The organism is Microbacterium dauci, assembly GCF_030065535.1.
Lineage (GTDB): Bacteria > Actinomycetota > Actinomycetes > Actinomycetales > Microbacteriaceae > Microbacterium > Microbacterium dauci.
This window is the reverse complement of sequence record NZ_JASJND010000006.1, coordinates 1-17442: the sequence shown is the minus strand read 5'-3', so window position 1 is coordinate 17442 and position 17442 is coordinate 1. Positions and strand designations below refer to the sequence as shown.

General features: G+C 70.6%; 14 protein-coding genes and 2 tRNA genes. 6 read left to right on the top strand and 10 right to left on the bottom strand.

Annotated features, from left to right (window positions below; translation table 11 throughout):
- Positions 1-59 precede the first annotated feature (59 nt).
- On the top strand, positions 60-704 hold the full coding sequence (locus QNI14_RS08780) for a transaldolase family protein (protein ID WP_283716732.1): 645 nt from the start codon (positions 60-62) through the stop codon (positions 702-704).
- Positions 705-775: 71 nt separating this feature from the next.
- Here the strand turns inward: QNI14_RS08780 and QNI14_RS08775 are convergent, their stop codons facing one another.
- The 6 genes from QNI14_RS08775 to serS all read right to left on the bottom strand — a co-directional run bounded on the left by QNI14_RS08775 (position 776) and on the right by serS (position 4932).
- Positions 776-982, bottom strand: coding sequence for a hypothetical protein (locus QNI14_RS08775; protein ID WP_283716186.1), 207 nt, complete (start codon positions 980-982; stop codon positions 776-778).
- Positions 983-1073: 91 nt separating this feature from the next.
- Positions 1074-1165: transfer RNA gene (locus QNI14_RS08770), tRNA-Ser, on the bottom strand.
- A 75-nt stretch (positions 1166-1240) separates the two neighbouring features.
- Positions 1241-2563: an LCP family protein gene (locus QNI14_RS08765; protein ID WP_283716185.1), complete on the bottom strand. Its 1323-nt coding sequence runs from the start codon at positions 2561-2563 to the stop codon at positions 1241-1243.
- 20 nt (positions 2564-2583) lie between these two features.
- A tRNA-Ser gene (locus tag QNI14_RS08760) sits at positions 2584-2668 on the bottom strand.
- Positions 2669-2770: 102 nt separating this feature from the next.
- Complete coding sequence (locus QNI14_RS08755) at positions 2771-3661, bottom strand: HAD family hydrolase (RefSeq protein ID WP_283716184.1); 891 nt, start codon at positions 3659-3661, stop codon at positions 2771-2773.
- Complete coding sequence (gene serS / locus QNI14_RS08750) at positions 3658-4932, bottom strand: serine--tRNA ligase (RefSeq protein WP_283716183.1); 1275 nt, start codon at positions 4930-4932, stop codon at positions 3658-3660. Before serS ends, QNI14_RS08755 begins: the two co-directional genes overlap by 4 nt.
- A gap of 102 nt (positions 4933-5034) precedes the next feature.
- Between serS and QNI14_RS08745 the strand changes: the two genes are divergently transcribed.
- The 3 genes from QNI14_RS08745 to QNI14_RS08735 all read left to right on the top strand — a co-directional run bounded on the left by QNI14_RS08745 (position 5035) and on the right by QNI14_RS08735 (position 8722).
- The gene (locus QNI14_RS08745; protein ID WP_283716181.1) at positions 5035-6189 is read left to right on the top strand and encodes a diacylglycerol/lipid kinase family protein; all 1155 of its coding nucleotides are present in this window, start codon (positions 5035-5037) and stop codon (positions 6187-6189) included.
- Positions 6190-6259: 70 nt separating this feature from the next.
- Complete coding sequence (locus QNI14_RS08740) at positions 6260-7624, top strand: cryptochrome/photolyase family protein (protein WP_283716178.1); 1365 nt, start codon at positions 6260-6262, stop codon at positions 7622-7624.
- Positions 7625-7681: 57 nt separating this feature from the next.
- Positions 7682-8722, top strand: coding sequence for an LLM class flavin-dependent oxidoreductase (locus tag QNI14_RS08735; protein ID WP_283716176.1), 1041 nt, complete (start codon positions 7682-7684; stop codon positions 8720-8722).
- Positions 8723-8728: 6 nt separating this feature from the next.
- Here QNI14_RS08735 and pheA read toward each other — a convergent pair whose 3' ends face one another.
- Entirely contained in the window at positions 8729-9706 is a 978-nt protein-coding gene (gene pheA / locus QNI14_RS08730; protein WP_283716175.1) for a prephenate dehydratase, read from the bottom strand.
- A gap of 257 nt (positions 9707-9963) precedes the next feature.
- Here pheA and QNI14_RS08725 point away from each other — a divergent pair, with 257 nt between their 5' ends.
- Positions 9964-12078, top strand: coding sequence for a glycosyltransferase family 2 protein (locus QNI14_RS08725; RefSeq protein ID WP_283716173.1), 2115 nt, complete (start codon positions 9964-9966; stop codon positions 12076-12078).
- The gene (locus tag QNI14_RS08720) at positions 12075-13598 is read left to right on the top strand and encodes a chitinase (protein WP_283716172.1); all 1524 of its coding nucleotides are present in this window, start codon (positions 12075-12077) and stop codon (positions 13596-13598) included. The genes QNI14_RS08725 and QNI14_RS08720 overlap by 4 nt, the downstream gene beginning before the upstream one ends.
- Here the strand turns inward: QNI14_RS08720 and QNI14_RS08715 are convergent.
- The 3 genes from QNI14_RS08715 to QNI14_RS08705 are packed head-to-tail and all read right to left on the bottom strand — an operon-like array spanning position 13568 to position 17360.
- Entirely contained in the window at positions 13568-15760 is a 2193-nt protein-coding gene (locus tag QNI14_RS08715) for a sensor histidine kinase (protein ID WP_283716171.1), read from the bottom strand. The genes QNI14_RS08720 and QNI14_RS08715 overlap by 31 nt on opposite strands.
- Complete coding sequence (locus tag QNI14_RS08710) at positions 15753-16400, bottom strand: response regulator transcription factor (protein ID WP_283716169.1); 648 nt, start codon at positions 16398-16400, stop codon at positions 15753-15755. Before QNI14_RS08710 ends, QNI14_RS08715 begins: the two co-directional genes overlap by 8 nt.
- A gap of 45 nt (positions 16401-16445) precedes the next feature.
- Positions 16446-17360, bottom strand: a complete 915-nt coding sequence (locus QNI14_RS08705; protein ID WP_283716167.1) for an EamA family transporter — start codon at positions 17358-17360, stop codon at positions 16446-16448.
- Positions 17361-17442 lie beyond the last annotated feature (82 nt).

The window sequence follows — 17442 nt, the reverse complement described above, 5'->3', positions numbered from 1 at the left end:
GATGAGCGGCTGATTTTGCCTTCTGTCCTCTCCGGCTTCATGATGTGGCGGTGCCAGCGATGACCTTCTACGCCGACAGCGCCGACCGCGAGGCGGTGGGCGCGCTGCTCTCCGACCGGATCGTGGCGGGGGTCACGACGAACCCGTCCATCCTCGCCGCGTCGCAGATCTCTCCCGACGGGGCGCGCTCCCTGCGTGACGAATGGGTCGGGCTGGGCGCCGCGTCGACCTTCTTCCAGGCGACGGGCACCTCCGTCGACTCGCTCGTGGAGCGGGGGCGGGTCATCCACTCCTGGGGCGAAGAGGTCGTGGTGAAGGTGCCCGCCACCGCCATCGGCTTCCCGGCCGCGGCCCGGCTCGTGGCCGACGGAGTGCCCGTGCTGGTGACCGCGGTGCACACCACGGCGCAGGCGGTCGCCGCCTCGGCGATCGGCGCCTCCTTCATCGCCCCCTACCTCGGCCGGCTCGACGACCGCGGCCGTGACGGCCACACCGACATCGCCGCCATGACCGCGGCCCTCGCCGGCACGTCGACGGAGGTGCTCGTGGCGAGCGTGCGCACGCCCTCCGCGATCGCCCGCCTCGCCACGGCCGGCGTGCGGCACATCACCGCGGCCCCCGCCGTGCTGCGCGCCGCCCTCCTCTCCCCCGACAGCGACGAGGCGGCGGCAGCCTTCGAGCGCGCCGCGGCCGCCCTCTCATAAGTACGAACCTCCTCGCCCGCGCGCCGCTATACGCCTCGCACAGCACCACGTTCGTACTTATCGGACCACACTCACCGCCGGGGCACTGCGACGCCGCCGGCCGCGCCCGGCCATAAGTACGAACCTCGTCGTATACGGGCGGGGAGGTCGCCGAGTACCTGGGCGACGATACCCGCACCGTGCTCGCGGTCTACGCGCACGTCCTCGGCGAAGGTCAGCGGCGCGATCATGTGCGTCGCCTCGCGGCCGCCGAGGAGTTCGGCCGTAGCGGGGGTCACCTGGGGGTCACCTCGAAGGGTCCGAGCCTCGGACTCTGACCGCCAGCACCCAATAGTTGAGCCGATAAAACGGCTCCTGACCTGGGGAAAATGGCGGAGACGGAGGGATTTGAACCCTCGGTCCCCGTGAGGGGACTCCACCTTAGCAGGGTGGTGCACTAGGCCTGACTATGCGACGTCTCCAGGCATCCGATCGCGAAACGGCGCGGATGCACCCGGCAAGCATACCCGCTCGACGCCGCCGCGCCGAACCGGCGATCACTGCTCCGCGACGGTGCAGGTGACCTGGTTGGCGGACTGGCCGGTGATCTCGCTCGGCAGGTCGACGGCGTCACCGGTCTCGGTCGGGTCGGGCGTGCTTTCGGCATCCGGCGTCTCGGTCGGCGTACCGCTCGCGTCGGGCGACGGGTCGGGCGACGCCGTGGAGGACGGCTCCTCCTCCGCTTCACCGACGACCTCGACACCATTGCCACCGCTGACGTTGCCCGTCAACCGGATCGGCTTGTTCTCCTCCAGCGCGGTGAAGAGCACGTCCGCGGCCGAGGTGACCGGGAGCACCCGACCGCCGCCGGGCGCGTAGACCGTCGGGTACTGGACGAACACGATGTCCTCGTACGGCACATCGGCGACCGCCATCGCGATCTGCACCATGCGCTGCGGGTTCGCGAGCGACTCGCTCAAGATGAGCTGCCGCTCGTTCACCTGCCGGACGGCGGTGTTCGCGAGGTTGAGCAGCACGGGGTAATTCGAGAGCACCTCTCCCGACTGCAGCTTGCGGACCAGCGAGCTCATGAACTGCTGCTGGTTCGAGATGCGGCCGAGGTCGGATCCGTCGCCGATTCCGTGACGGATACGGAGGAACTGCAGCGCCTCGGCGCCCACGAGGGTGCGCTGGCCCGCCTTCAGATCGAGACCAGTGTGCGAGTCCTTGATGTCACTACTCAGGCAGACGTCGACCCCACCGATCGCATCCGACATGTTGATCACGCCGGTCCAGCGGATGGCTGCCGCGAACTGGATGTCGACGCCGGTGAGTTCCTCGACGGTGGCGACCGTGCACGGCAGCCCCCCGTAGGAGTACGAGGTGTTGATCATCTGCGCACTCATCGCCGAGTACGTGGTGGCACTCTCCTCGTCCGTGCAGCCCGGGATCGGCACGATCATGTCGCGGGGGAACGAGACCACGGTCACCCGGCGCGGCTCGTCGCTGATGTGCACGAGCATGGTGACGTCGTTGCGCTCACCGCCGTCGTCCTCCGCGCAACGCGGGAAGAGTTTCAGGTCCTGGCCCTCGCACGAGTCGGTGCCGACGACGAGCATGTTGACGCCGCCCTCGATCTCGCCGATGTGCGGCGGCAACTGACCGTCATCGCCGATCGAGACTCCGTTGTCGCCGAGCGCACGCGCGGCATCCCACACGTAGAACGCGCCGATGGCGCCGACGCTGATCACGACGACCACGAGCATCGCCCCGAGAATCGTGAGCACCTGCACCAGCGGGTTCGGCGACGAGAGGACACCGTGACGGGCGACCGGCTGACGTCGGAACTTCGACGCCTTCGCCTCGGGCTGTGCGCTCACGGATCACCTTTCAGACACTGCGGAGGGTGTGGGATTCGAACCCACGGGACATTGCTGCCCACCGGTTTTCAAGACCGGATCCTTCGGCCGCTCGGACAACCCTCCCGACGGCTGCGCGAAGCGTCCGTCAGACAAAGCACGAGCTTAGCCGACCCCAGAACACCCCGATTCTCCCGCGGGCGTCTGTGGGACCGCTGAAAGGCCGGGTCAGAGGGCCTTCAGTACCGCGGTGACGCCACCCTCACCGACAGTCGCGGTGCGCTCCGACGCTTCGATGAGCACCTCTTCGGGGCCCTGCCCCATCGCGATCGCGCGCCCACCGTGCGCCCGCGCCCAGCGGAACATGCCGATGTCGTTGCGTCCGTCGCCGATCACCAGCACGGATGCCGCGTCGACCCCGAGCCACTCGCGGACGCGCTCCAGCGCCGTGGCTTTGTCGACGCCCTGCGGGGCGATGTCGAGCCAGGCCGACCAGCCGACCGCATAGGAGACCTCGTTCAGGCCGATCCGCGAGACGAGGTCGACGAAGTCCTGGTCGGTGTCGTCGTCCGATACGACGACGACCCGCGAGACCGGCTGCGCGTGCAGCTCGGCGAAAGCGACCTGGTCGGCACGCGACAGGTTCCAGTCGTCCATGTCGTCGGTGTACAGCCGGCGCCCGTCGGGGAGCTCGACCATGTAGTGCGCGTCGGGCAGGTGGGTGCGAAGCAGCTCGAGCACCTCGGTCGCGTCGAACTGCTCGGTGTGGAACCGGACGTAGCCGTCGTCCTCGCGTCGCAGGATGACGGCGCCGTTCGAGCACACGACGTACTCGGGCGTCAGCGCGAGGTGCTCCAGGATGTGGCGGGTGCCCTCCCACGAGCGTCCCGTCGCGAGCATCACCTCGTGCCCGGCCGCCTGCGCGTCGGCGACCGCCTCGACGACGCCCGGGCTGTACGACTCGTCCTCGAGCAGGACGGTGCCGTCGACGTCGAGCGCGATCAGCAGCCGGCGGAACGGCGCTTCCGCGGCATCCGCCACCACCTCCTCGACGACCTCGCTGGCCGCATCGGCGGGGACGACGTCGACCTGGCCGGTGGTCGGCGACTCGGCGGTCACGCGATGGGCTCCGCCACCTCGAGTCCACCCAGGTAGGGCCGCAGCACCTCGGGGATGACGACGGAGCCGTCGGCCCGCTGGTGCGTCTCGAGCAGTGCGACGATCCACCGCGTCGTCGCGAGCGTGCCGTTGAGGGTCGCGACCGGCGCGGTGCGCGTGGAGCCCTCGACGTTCGGCCGGTAGCGGATGTCGAGCCGGCGCGCCTGGTACGTCGTGCAGTTCGAGGTCGACGTCAGCTCGCGGTACGCGCCCTGCGTGGGGACCCACGCCTCGACGTCGTACTTGCGGGCGGCCGACGAGCCGAGGTCGCCCGCGGCGACGTCGATCACCCGATAGGCGAGGCCCAGGTCCTGCAGCATCCGCTCCTGCATCTCGACGAGGCGCAGGTGCTCGGCTTCAGCGTCTTCAGGCGTCGTGTAGACGAACATCTCGAGCTTGTTGAACTGATGCGTGCGGATGATGCCGCGGGTGTCCTTGCCGTGCGAACCGGCCTCGCGGCGGTAGCACGTCGACCAGCCGGCGTAGCGCTTCGCGCCCGCGGTCAGGTCGAGGATCTCGTCCATGTGGTAGCCGGCGAGCGGGACCTCGCTCGTGCCCACGAGGTAGAGGTCGTCCTCGTCGAGGTGGTAGACCTCGTCGGCGTGCTGGCCGAGGAAGCCGGTGCCGCGCATGACCTCGGGGCGCACGAGCGTCGGCGGGATGACGGGGATGAATCCTGCGGCGAGCGCACGCTCGAGGCCCAGGTTCATGAGCGCGAGCTCGAGGCGCGCGCCGATGCCGGTGAGGAACGAGAACCGGGCGCCCGAGACCTTCGCACCGCGCTCCATGTCGATCGCACCGAGCTTCTCGCCGAGGGCGAGGTGGTCGAGCGGTTCGAAGTCGAAGGTCGCGGGCTCACCGTGCGTGCGAACGAGGACGAAGTCCTCTTCGCCGCCGGCCGGGACACCGTCGATGACGATGTTCTCGATCTTGCCGAGGGCAGCGGATGCCGCTTCCTCAGCAGCCACCACGGCCTGCTGCGCCGCCTTGACCTGCTCGCTGAGGATCTTCGCCTCGGCGACGAGCGCAGCCTTCTCTTCCTTCGGGGCCTTCGCGACGGTCTTGCCGTGCGCGTTCTGCGCGGCCCGGAGCTCCTCGAAGGCGGTGATCGCGGCGCGGCGCGATCGATCGGCCTCGATGGCGGCGTCGACCGTGTCGGCCGACTCGCCGCGGGCTTCCTGCGAGCGCTTGACGAGCGCCGGGTCGTCACGGAGCAGAGCGAGATCGATCACCCGGCAAGTCTAGTCGCGGGCTCGGAACCCTCGTCCTGCACCGAGGGACCCCGCCCGCGCAAGGGGCCCCGACCGATTGACGTGCCGCAATACCCTGTACCCATGGCGACCGAATCCGGCACGACCCCTGAGCGCGACGCCGCAGCTGCGGCCGAGCCCGACGATGTGATCCGCGAGCCCGGAGACGTCAGCCCCGACACCTCCGACGGCGAGACCGGCGAGGCGAAGCGCGTCGATGAGGACGGGACGAAGACCTCGTTCTCGGACAGCGACGACCGCCCGAAGCCGAAAGCGGCACTCGTCTACAACCCGATCAAGGTCGACGGCGACGAGCTCCGCGCGCTCGTGACATCCCGTGCCGAAGCGGCCGGCTGGTCGGCGCCCCTCTTCTACGAGACAACCGTCGACGACCTCGGCGACGACGTGACCCGACAGGCCCTCGAAGAGGGCGTCGACGCGGTGCTCGTCGCCGGCGGCGACGGCACGGTGCGCGCGGTGAGCGAGGCGATGACCGGATCGGACGTGCCGCTCACGATCGTCCCCAGCGGCACCGGCAACCTCCTCGCCCGCAACCTCCGCCTGCCCCTCGAGGACAAGGCGGCGATGGTCGAGGCGACCTTCGACGGCGACACGCATGCGATGGACGTCGGGCTCGCTCGCATCCGCCGCCCCGACGGCGAGACCAAGGAGCACGCCTTCGTCGTCATGGGCGGCATGGGATTGGATGCCGCGATGATCGCGAACACCAACAGCGACCTCAAGAAGAAGGTCGGCTGGGTCGCGTACGTCGACGGCGCCGCCCGCTCGCTCGTGCAGGCGAAGCCGTTCCCCGTGATGTATCAGGTGCCGAACCACAAGATGCACCGCGCGAACGTGCAGAGCGTGCTGTTCGCGAACTGCGGCTCGCTCCCGGCAGGGCTCGAGCTGATCCCCGAGGCATCCATCGCCGACGGCGAACTCGACATCGTGATCTTCCAGCCGCGCAGCGCGTTCGGCTGGCTGCTGGTGTGGCGACGCGTCGCGTGGGACAACAGCTTCCTGCGCAAGTTCCGCGCCGGGCGCAAGATCCTGTCGCTGCGCACCGCCGACAGCTCGGTCCGGTACACGAAGGGCACCGGCATCGACCTCGCCGCCCAGGAGGCGCACCCCGTGCAACTCGACGGCGACGAGTTCGGCGAGGCCACGCACGTCGCCGTCCGGATCGCCGCCGGTTCGCTGCGCATCGCCGTCCCGAAGGGCCACACGCTCCCCGCGTGACGTCCTTGCACCGTGCCGGTGCGATGGCAAGGGGCCCCGCGAAATCCGCGCCGCTCGGGAAGATGAGGGGATGAGCTCCCCCTCGATCGTCTGGTTCCGCGACGACCTGCGGCTCGCCGACCATCCGGCACTGCGTGCCGCGATCGACCGCGGCGAGCCGATCATCGGGCTCTACGTCCTCGATGAGGAGAGCCCGGGCATCCGCCCCCACGGCGGCGCCGCGAAGTGGTGGCTGCACCACTCGCTGGCATCCCTCGGCGAGCGACTCGGCGAGCGCGGCGGGACCCTCGTCCTGCGCCGTGGTCCCGCCGAGCGCATCGTCCAGGAGCTGGTGACGGATGCCGGTGCCGGAGCGGTCTTCTGGAACCGGCGCTACGGCGGTGCGGAGCGCGAGGTCGACGCCGCACTCAAGCAGGGCCTCCGCGAGGAGGGCGTCGAGGTCGCGTCGTTCGCGGGGTCGCTCCTGTTCGAGCCCTGGACCGTGAAGACCGGCGCAGGGACACCGTTCTCGGTGTTCACCCCGTTCTGGCGCGCGTGCCTCGCGCTGCCCGCGCCGCGCGCGCCGCTGCCCGAGCCCCGCGCGATCGACGGCCCCGGCCGTGCCCCGGCGTCGGACGACCTCGCCGACTGGGACCTGCTGCCGACGAAGCCGGACTGGGCGGGTGGGCTCCGCGAGACGTGGGAGCCCGGCGAGCCTGCTGCCCGCGCCCGCCTGCGCGAGTTCCTCCGTGACGACCTCGGCTCGTACGACCGCACCCGCGACGAGCCGGGCGCCGGAGCGACCTCGCTGCTGTCACCGCGGCTGCGGTGGGGTGAAGTCAGCCCGTACACGGTGTGGCACGAGGCTGTCGAAGCCGGCGGCGGGTCTCGGTTCCTCTCCGAGGTCGGCTGGCGCGAGTTCGCGTGGCACACGTTGTATCGATTCCCCGAGCTCGCGACGAAGAACCTGCGACCCGAGTTCGACGCGTTCAACTGGCCGAGGCTGAAGCCGACCGCACTCGAAGCGTGGCAGCAGGGGCAGACCGGGTACGCGATCGTCGATGCGGGTATGCGCGAGCTCTGGCAGAGCGGCTACATGCACAACCGCGTCCGCATGATCACGGCGTCGTTCCTCATCAAGAACCTGCTGATCGACTGGCGCCGAGGCGAGGAGTGGTTCTGGGACACCCTCGTCGACGCCGACGAGGCCAGCAACCCGTTCAACTGGCAGTGGGTCGCCGGCTCCGGCGCCGATGCGTCGCCGTACTTCCGGGTGTTCAACCCCGAGCTGCAGGCGAAGAAGTTCGACGGCGACGGCAGCTACGTCCGCCAGTGGGCCCCCGAGTACCTCGCCGAGGACGGCCGCCCGCCGATGCCGATCGTCGACCTGAAGGAGACCCGGCAGGCGGCGCTCGACGCCTACGAGGACGTGAAGCAGGCAGCTCGGTCGCACTGAGGCCGGAATGCCCCGTCGCCGGAATGCCGTGGCGCGGCATCCGGTTGGCACTGGGTGATGAGCACCGCACCCGCACTCTCCGTCCTCGACCTCGTCCCGGTGCGCACCGGGCAGACCAGCGCCGAGGCGGTGACCGCATCGCTCGCGGTCGCGCAGCGCGCCGACGAGCTGGGGTTCCGGCGCTACTGGTTCGCCGAGCACCACAACATGCCGGCGGTCGCGTCGACCACCCCGCCGGTGCTGATCGCTGCCGCCGCAGCTCGGACGCAGCGGATCCGCGTCGGATCGGGCGGCGTCATGCTGCCCAACCACTCGCCGCTCGTCGTCGCCGAGCAGTTCGCCGCGCTCGAGGCGCTCGCGCCCGGCCGCGTCGACCTCGGCATCGGTCGCGCGCCGGGGTCGGACCCGGTCATCACGCAGCTGCTTCGCCAGTCTGGCACGACGAGCGACGTCGAGGGGTTCCCGCAGCACATCCGCGACATCCGCTCGCTCGTCTCGCCCGAGGGCGCGGCGCTCCGCTTCACGTCGGGCGGCACATACGACGTTCATGCGACGCCGGCCGCGACCGGCCAGCCCGAGGTGTGGCTGCTCGGGTCGAGCGACTACTCCGCGCAGCTCGCGGCGAGCATGGGCCTGCCGTACGTGTTCGCGAACCACTTCGCCGGCGACGGGCTCGAGCGGGCGCTCGACCTGTACCGCCAGCAGTTCCAGCCGTCCGAGACGCTCGCAGCTCCCCGCACGTTCCTCACTGCAAACGCGGTCGCCGCCGACACCGCAGAGGTCGCGGATGCCGCGATGCTGCCGCAGGCGCGGATGATGGCGCGGCTGCGCGGCAACCGGCCCCTCATCCCCCTCGAGACCGTCGAGGAGGCGGCATCCGCCGAAGCCGTCGACCACCTCGCGACCCCGATGCTCGACACACTGCGAGAGCGCTGGTTCGTCGGCACCGGCACGGACGTCCGAGCACGATTGACGGCGTTCGCAACCGCGCACGGCGTCGACGAGGTCATGATCTCGCCGGTCGCCGGCGCGACGGCGGACGAGCCGATGGATGCCGGCACCTCCCGCATCCGCACGCTGGAGCTGCTCGCGGTCTGAGTGAGGTCAGGCCTCGGGCTCGCCGGAGACGAGGCCGCGCAGCCAGTCTCGCGCCTCGACGAACACGTCGTCGGAGTACCGGGCGGGGTAGCGGACGATCGCGCGGTCGGCGCGCGGGTACGAGCCGAGGTACAGCACCCGCGGCGAGAAACGGCGGAGCCCGAGCAGGGCGTCAGCCATCCGCTCGTCCTCGATGTGGCCGTCCGCGTCGATGACGAAGCGGTACCGGCCGAGCGCGTCGCCGATCGGGCGCGACGCGAGCAGCGACAGGTTGATACCGCGCGTCGCGAACTGCTCCAGCAACTCGAGCAGGGCGCCCGGGTGGTCCTCGGGCAGCTCGACGATGAGGGACGTCTTGTCGGCCCCGGTCGGCGCAGGCGGCGGCGCCGTGCGGCTGACGAGCACGAATCGCGTCACCGCGTTCGGGTTGTCGCCGATCTTCTCGGCCAGCAGGTCGAGGTCGTGGAGCTTCAGGATGCCGGGAGGTGCGATCGCGGCATCCGCCTCGGTCAGCCCGTCGACGATCCCGACCGCGGCGGCGACGTTGCTCGTCGCGGGGATGTGCGCATGCTCGGGCAGGTTCGCGGTCAGCCAGCTGAGGCACTGCGCGTACGCGACCGGGTGCGCGGCGACGACCGACACGTCGGCGAGCGCGATGCCGGGCTTCGCGACGAGCACGAAGTCGACCGGGACGAGGTACTCCCCCACGATGCGCAGGCCCGGCACGGTGGCGAGGGCGTCCTGGGTGGTTGAGACGCCGCCGTCGACCGAGTTCTCGATCGCGATCATCGCGGCATCCGATCGACCCTCGACGACGTCGGCGAGCGCCTCGCCCACGTTGCGGACGGGGCGCCACGTCTGGTCGCGGGCTTCGGGCACCTGCGCGAGCGCCGCCTCGGTGAAGGTGCCGGCGGGTCCGAGGAAGCTGTACGTGCGCCGAACGGGCGCGGCATCGACGGCGACGGCGGAGGACTCGGGTGTCACGCGGACAGCCTAGTGGCCCACCTTCGCGGGGCCGTCTCCCGCCGCCCGCCACAACCACCAGAATCAGTGGCCGACATCGCCGATGCGAGGCATCCGCCGACGGAACACTGGACGAGCACGAGTCATCTGGGGAGATCTCGTGCACTGTCGGGCGCATGCGGCCCGGGGGAGGACGAGCGATGACCCGAACAACGACGTCACGGCGACGGTCGCGAGAGCGCCGTCGCCGTGACGCTCTCGGCACCGGAATGCCGGCCGTGCACGATCGACCGTCTGCGGCCGTGATCGTGCGGGCCCGAGCGGCGTTCGTGGCGTGCATCCTGCTGTGGGTGGCGTACATGACGGCCACTGCCGTGACGCTGTCGCGTGGCGGGGCGCTCCGCGACGTGTGGCACTTGAGCGGGACGATCGTTTTCCTCGTCTCTGTCGCGCTCCTCACCTTCTCGGCGTGCATGTATCTGCTCGCCCGCGCCGGCGCGCTCCCGCGCTTCGCCGCGCATCGGCGGGCCCGCCGCATCGAGATCGACGACGCCCTCGCCTCGCAGCCGACCCGGGTCCTCGCCCTGTTGCCCTCGTACGACGAAGATCCCGAACTCGTGCGACTCGCGATGTGGTCCACGGCGTTGCAGTGCGTCCCGGATCTGCGGGTCGTCCTCCTTCTGGACGATCCACCCGAGGCGACTGCGACCGATCCCCGCGCCGAGCGGCTCTGCCGCACGCGTGCGCTCGCCGCCGAGCTCACCACGGCTTTCGCTCCGGTGGCGGATGCCGCGCGCGCGGCGCGCCAGGATCTCGTTGACGGCAGCGTCGCGTCCGACGCCCGCGCGCAGCGGGTCGCGGATGTCCATGCGTACGCTGCGATGTGGCTCCGCCGCACCGCCACAGAGGAACCGGTCGGCACACACGTCGAGCGCTTCTTCGTCGAGCGCGTGCTTCTGGCACTCGCGGACGACTTCGCGGCGTCTGCTGCGGCGCTTCTCGACGCGGGCACACTCGAACTCGACCGTGCGGTGCAGCTCACCGATCGCGTCGCGTGGACGTTCGGCGTCGAGGCATCCGTGTTCGAGCGGAAGCGGTACCCGGCGCTGTCACACGAACCGAACAAGGCGATGAACCTGAACGCGTACCTCGCGCTGCTGGGCACATGCGTCGAGCTCGAGCGCACTGATGGAGGCATCGACACGATCACGGTGCGGGAGTGCGACGCCATCATCACGCTCGATGCGGACTCGATGTTGCTCCCCGAGTACGCCGCCCGGCTGCACCACGACCTCGTCCAGCCCGGCAACGAGCGGATCGCGATCATCCAGACGCCGTACTCCGCGTATCGCGATGCCCCGTCGCACTTGGAACGGCTCGCCGGCGCCACGACCGATCTGCAACACATTGTGCACCAGGGGCTCACCGCGTTCGGCGCCACCTTCTGGGTCGGCGCGAACGCCATGATCCGACGCGCGGTGCTCGAAGACCTGCGCAGCGTCGAGCTCGAGGACGGCCGCGCGGTCACACGATTCATCCGCGGGCGCACCGTCATCGAAGACACCGAAGCCAGCATCGACGTCGCCGCGCACGGCTGGACCCTGAAGAACTTCCCCGAGCGGCTCAGTTACAGCACGACGCCGCCGGACTTCGGCGCACTCGTGATCCAGCGTCGCCGATGGGCGAACGGCGGGCTGCTCGTCCTCCCCCGCCTGCGCGCCCTCGCCGCGGCGCGACGGACGACACAGGCCCCCATGCCCATGACCGAGTTCCTTCTGCGCGCCAACTACCTCGGATCGATTACGTGGGTCACACTCGGACTGCTCGTCCTCCTCACGCTCGTGCCGCTCGACGGCGAGCTGGTGAGCGCCGTCCTGCTGCTCATCGCGCTGCCGTACTTCATCGAGATGGCGTCGGACCTGCGCCGCCTCGGGTATCGGCGTCGCGACGTCGTCGGCGTGTACGGACTCAACCTGCTCCTCATCTCGGTCAATCTCGCGGGGACCTTCGCGTCGGTGGCGCAGGCCTTCTCGGGGCGCAAGGCGACGTTCGCTCGGACGCCGAAGGTGCACGCCCGCACCCCGGCGGGAGTACTGTACGTGCTCGCACCGGTCGTCATCGCGATCGGTGCGACGTCCGTCGCCGTCCGGTCCGCCGCGGACGGCGCGTGGGTCGCGCTCGGCTTCGCCGCCGCCACCGCCCTTTGCGTCACCTGGGCGGGCATCCGACTGATCGGGCTGCGCGCCGCACTGGCCGACCTCTGGCACGGCTGGCTGGAGTGGGTCTGGGTCGACGCTCCGGTGCGATCGTCGCACCCCGACACCGTGTCCGTCGCCGCCGGGTGGCGCGCCGTCCTCGACGACGGGCCGATCGAACTGGTGGCAGCGCAATGACCCGGCTCCTCCGCGGTCGCGACGGCTCGCGGTTCGCCGGACGCCGCTTCTCGCTGGCGAGGGCGTCGCTGAGCGTCCTCGCCGTCGGCGTCGCGGTGGCGGGCGTCGCGGCATCCACCGTCCTCCCGCTCCTGCCAACGCCGGTGTCCGGAGCGCCGCTCGCCGATCGCTGGTTCGGCGCGTACTACGACGTGACCCTCGAAGAGGGTGCCGACCTCGCACGCAGCTCTCTCGGGGTGTCTCCGGGCGGCACCGTGCTGGCGTTCGTCGTCGCGGCTTCCGACGACGCGTGCACCCCCACCTGGGGCCGCGCGTACAGTCTCGACGAGGCATCCACACGGTTCGACCTCGACCGACGCGTCGAACGCCTGCAGCGCGAGGGCCGTCCCGTGGCGGTCTCGTTCGGCGGCGCGATCAACACCGAACTCGCCCTCGCGTGCCGCAACGTCGCAGCGCTCACCGACGCGTACAACCTCGTCATCGACAGATACGGCGTCGACACGATCGACCTCGACATCGAGGGTGACGCGTTCCTCGACGACGCGGCGACGGTGCGCCGCGCCGCGGCGATCGCCCGTCTGCAGCACGAGCGAGATGACCCCCTGCATGTCTGGTTGACCCTCCCGGTCGCACCGACGGGGCTCACCGCGGACGGCATCGGCGTCATCGACGCGATGCTCGACGCGGGAGTGGAACTCGCCGGCGTCAACGTCATGACCATGAACTACGGCATCGCCGAGCCGGCGTCACTCGCCGGCGTCAGCGCCGAGGCACTGACGGCGACGTCGACGCAGCTCGCAACCATGTGGGAGAAGCACCACATCGCACTTCCCACGGGCGGCGCGTGGGCGCTGCTCGGCGCAACGCCCATGATCGGACGCAATGATGTGCCCACCGAGGTCTTCAGTCTGGACGATGCACGGGAGCTCAACGCCTTCGCTGCCGAGAAGGGGCTGGCTCGGATGTCGATGTGGTCGTTGAACCGCGATCACACCTGCGGCAGTAACTACCCCTACACCGATGTCGTCTCGCCTGCCTGCAGTGGCGTGGAGCAGGCCGGCGAGCGATTCGTCGACCTGCTCGCGGCCGACTTTGACGGCGGCACGAGCGCCCCGGACCCGGGCGAGCCCATCCCGGACGATCCCGACACGAGTCCGTATCCGGTGTGGCAGAGCACCACGTACTACTCCGCCGGCGTCAAGGTGGTCTGGAACGGCGGCGTGTACGTCTCGAAATGGTGGACCGAAGATGGCCCGACACCCGACGACCCGACACTCGACCTCGCCGCGTCGGCATGGACGTACGTCGGGCCGGTCCTGGCCGAGGATGAACCGTTCGCACTGCCCGTGGTCGCTGCCGGCACCTATCCCGAATGGGATGCCACGACGCTGTACGACCAGGGTGACCGAGTGGTCCAGGACGGGGTCGGTTACGAGGCCCGCTGGTGGTCACGCGGCCAGGACCCGGCGCGCTCGATCCTCGATCGTGACTATTCGCCGTGGAAGCTCCTCGAGGAGTGATCCCCCTGCTCGACGGCGGCGAAGCGCGTCGTCGAGCCGTCGACGGTGATCGAGGCGAGCTCGGCGCGCCCCGCCGGCGAGAGCCGTCCAACCACACGAACGGCGGCCATGTCGATCCGATCTGCCATCCATGCGGCGATCGCGTCGAGTAGCTGAGCCGGTGGCGGGGAATCGGCGTCATCGAGCAGCACGACGTCGACGCCTCGCTGCCGCGCGCGTCTGGCGGCCGCGACGAGCGGACCGCGACGCAGTGCCCCCGCGCGGTATTCGTCGCGCAGCTCGCCTTCGAGCGCAACGCACGCTCGCCGCTCGGCGTCCGTGAGCGTCGCGGCATCCGCGATCCGCCCGAGCAACGGCACCGCATCGCGCCCGAGGTCGGCCACCCGCTGCGCCAACTCGCTCCGCGCGGCGGCATCCCACGCGGCACGCTGCGCGGCATCCGCGGCATCCGCGTGCAACGCCGCCGTTCGACGCCGCATCGCGCGCACCACACGGAGCATGACGATTGCGGCGACGATGAGCACGATCGGGCGCGCGATGATGAGCCCGATCGTGGCAGGCGTCGCCCCCACCGTCACGCCGGCGACGAGCACGACCGCGACGATCCCGGCGACGCCGAGGCCCGCCGGGCCGGGCCGGGAGCGGAACACCAGCGCTACGAGGACGAACGCGATCGCGGTGACATACCACGACATCCCGAAGCTCAACGGGACCACGGTGCTGCCCGCCGCGACGATCCCGACGGCGGCGATGACGACCGCCGTCGTGCGCAACGCCGACGGGATCGGCCTCGGCGACCGCCGAAGGAGCTCGGACAACGCCAACGCCGCCATGAACAGCGCCGCGTGAGGGATCGCGGCGAAGATCGCGAGATCACCCGACTCGCGCACCGCCGTGAGCGCTGCGACAGCCGCGCAGAGCGCCTGCCCCACGACGAAGACGACGGCGAGCGCGGCGAGGTCGAATCGTGCAGGCATGGGCACCGCGACATCGCGAGGCGATTCGGCCGCAGCGGTCGACCATCCGAGGCGGACGCGGGTGCCCCGGCCAGGCGCCGTGTCGATCGTTGCGGCACCGCCGGGCAGACCCCGAACCCTGCCGACGATGCTTGTTCGCACGCCGAGCCGGTCGGCAGGGATCGAGTCGAGGTCGAAGCCCACACCGTCGTCCGAAACCTCCACGAAGAGTCCGGTCGCGGAATGCCGCAGCACGACCTCGCGCCGCTGCGCGCGCGCATGCCGCAGGCTGTTCTCGAGCGCCTGACGTGCCGCACTTGCGAGGGCTTCGATGACCGCGACCGGCGCCACGACGGCCGAGAGCCCCTCGACCCGGAACGTGGCCGCCGCGTGGTCCGACTCCCGGCGCAAGATCGTCTCGAGGTCGGGCGCCGGCTGCTCGGCCGCGGCGAGCGACGTCACCAGCTCGGACGCGCGCGCAGCCTGGGCCGCGAGTCGGTCCCGCGGCACGCTCGCCTGCACCCCGGCGAGCGTCAGCGTCGCGAGCACCTCGTCGTGCACCAGGCTTGCCGCTCGCGTGCGAGCGGCAAGCCTTCCGTGCTCCGCGGCAGCGGCTGCCGAGGTCGCCCCGACCTCGGCAGCCGCGTGGTCGAGCGCCCGGCTGGTCGCGATCACGTGGACGCAGATGACGCACACGACGGTCGCCGAGAGCGCGGTCTGCACATCGTTCACGATCCCGTCGAGGTCGAGCCCGCCGACGACGACGCGGTAGGCGATGCATCCCACGATGGCGACGGCGAGCGTGCCCCATGCCGCGCGGGTGCCACCGGCGAGCAGTGCCGCGGCGACCGCGGCTGTGCTGGCCGACAACACCCATGGGATCCGGTCGAGCGCCGCCGCCACCGTCAGCGCGGGAAGGAACAGCACGAGGACCAGGACATACCCGCCGGCGGCGATCGCCGCGAGTCCACGAAGGGAGCGATCTGACAGCCACCGTGCGAGCACTGCGAGCGCGACGAACGCCGTCACGACCGTCCCTGCCGACACGATGAACCAGGTCGGCAGGGTCTGGTCCCCGGCGCGTGCCACGAGCAGCAGCCCGGCAACGACGACGACGACCGCCAACGCACCGGCGCCCGCTGCGATGACACGACGAGCGCCGAGCTCGGTCGGCCCCGTCTGGCCGAGCGGCATCCGCTCAGACACGCCGTGGCGCTGGGACGAACCCGTCTTCGATGCCGCGCTGATACAGCTCGACCTTGGTCGCGGCGGGACGCCCCAACTGCTGGTAGACCCCGCGGATGCGGCGCAGGTGGTCGTTCACCGTATTCTCGCTGACGAACAGCGCCGCACCGACCTCTTTGGCGCCCATGCCCGAGGCGTACAGTGCGAGCACCTCGCGCTCCCGCGCGGTCAGTGGTGCCGCGGACAGGAGCGGATCGGTGTCGAGTGCCGACGCCCATTCGATGCTCGGGACGTGTTCTCCCGCCGCGGCCGCGAGAATCGCTCGGGCCAGTCCTTCACCGGGCAGCGACTTGCGCGCGATGCCGAGGATGTCGGTTCGCGAAGCTTCGCGGACGAGGAACGGGTTCTCGGCCGACGTCAGCACCAGGACCTGGGCTCCCCACGCGCGCAGTGCAGCCACGTTCTCACCCGGCGTGCTGTCGTCACGCAGGCTCAGATCGAGCAGGACGACGTCCGCGTCGCGCATGCGATGCACCATCGCGCTGACCGTGCGCTCATGTCGACCGAACTGCACACCCGGCGTCGCCTCGACGAGCGCGCGCACGGCGACGGCAACGAGCTCGTGGTCGTCGACCACACTGACCCGCACGGTGTTCGTCATCCCCAGACTCCGTTCCCGGAACGAACATAGCGGGCAGCGCCGGGTTCAGCGCGCGTGCGCGATCTCTCGATGTCTCCGCGGGCGCGAGCCGGGCCGCGACCGGATGCCCGTGATCAACACACCCGCGACGAGGATCGCGCCGCCGATCGCCTCGGCCGCTGTGGGCACCTCGCCCAGCAGCACCGCTGCCGAGATCATGGCGACGATCGGGGCGAGGAGGATCCACGGCACGACGGCGGCCGAGGGGTTGCGGCCGAGCAGTCCGTTGAAGACGGCGTACCCGACGATGGTGCAGAGCACTGCGGTGTAGAGGGTCGAGAGCGCAGCCGTCCAGCCGAACGCCGCGAGTCCCGCACGGATCTGTTCGGGCCCTTCGATCGCGAATGACAGTGCGAGCGCGGGCACGGGCACGACGAGCGCGGACCACACGGTGAGCGAGAGCGACCCTGCTCGGCCCGCACCGCGGACGTTCCCCGCGCGTCGCGCGATGACGTTGCCGATCGCCCACGACAGTGCACCGCCCAGGCACAGCACGACGGCGAGCGCTGGCGCATCACCGCCGCGGCCGAGCGCGACGATCGCGAGGCCGATCACGCCGAGACCGACGCCGATCACCTGCGGCAGCGTGGGCCGCTCGCGCAGCACCCCGGCCGCGATGACGATCGTGAGCACGGCCTGCGCCTGCAGCAGGAGCGCCGCGAGTCCGGGGCTGAGCCCGAGGGCCATCGACGTGTAGAGCAGCCCGAACTGCCCGAGGCTCATGAAGAGCCCCACACCGACGACGACCCGCCACGAAGTCTGCGGGCGCGGCACGAACAGCACCGCGAGCGACACGACCGCGAATCGGATCGCGACGAAGAGCAGCGGCGGAATGCCTGCCATCCCCCAGTCGATCACGACGAAGTTGAATCCCCAAAGGGATGCCACGGCGGCGGCGAGGAGCATGTCACGGCGGGTCACGTCCACTAGGGCGTGTCTGACAAAGGTTGAGGGGATCGGTTGAGACGCTGGAGCGGTGACGCGGTTTCGGTTGCTTACGGAT